This is a genomic window from Dyella sp. SYSU CM1112 (assembly GCF_058216415.1).
The window spans coordinates 1-736 of sequence record NZ_JBZEGI010000046.1 but is presented as its reverse complement, the minus strand read 5'-3'; the positions used below and the strand labels follow the sequence as shown (position 1 = coordinate 736).

General features: G+C 58.2%; 2 protein-coding genes. Both read left to right on the top strand.

The features are described from left to right. On the top strand, positions 1 to 414 hold a 414-nt coding region (locus AC4HNJ_RS21540), incomplete at its 5' end, for a hypothetical protein (protein WP_490481670.1). 81 nt (positions 415 to 495) lie between these two features. Further along, a partial coding sequence (locus tag AC4HNJ_RS21535; protein ID WP_490481669.1) for a hypothetical protein occupies positions 496 to 736 on the top strand: 241 nt, incomplete at its 3' end.

The following is a 736-nucleotide window of genomic DNA, read 5'->3' as shown; positions in this document are numbered from 1 at the left end:
GCCGCAGGGACATATTCCGTCGTCGTGTCCCCGACGGGCGGGGGCACCATGGCGTTCAACGCATTGTTGCAACCGGACATCGTAGGGCCGGTATTAACTGCTAATACGCCGGTCGCGATCAGTTTGAGTACCGGTCAAGTGGAGCGATTGACGTTCAATGCAACTGCAGGCGATACCGTGACGTTAAGTCTGACGGGTGTCACCACGACACCCGCGGGGCAGCTGACTTATGTCGTCGTTTATCGTCCGGACGTCGGGACCATTACTCCCACCGGCTACTACACCTATTTCGACACCAGCAGCTCGCAGTCGCTGAGCCTGTCCAACCTGCCTGTCAGCGGCACTTACACGATAGTGGTGGATAGCACAGACGGTGTGCCTGTCAGTGGGCAGTTAACTCTGACAACGCAATAGAAGCGAGCTGTTGCGGCTCGCCGTGACACGGGCTAAACGATCGATGTACGCAATGGGAAACTTGCGATGAAGGTGATAGGGATGGGTCAGAACCGAGTAGGGATGGCAGGCGTCGTCAGCGTGCTCATCTTGAGTGCCATCGCTTTGGCACTTCCGCTCCCTGCATTCCCCGAACGCGTCACCAGCACGGGACACACGTATGTACTGCCAGACTCGGCAAGCGTCAGTCATACGCTGCTGTCCGACGGTCGCACCCTCGAAGTGCACGGCGTCGAGGGTCTCGCTTATCTCATCGGCGACAACCAACGGGTTGTCGTGAAGT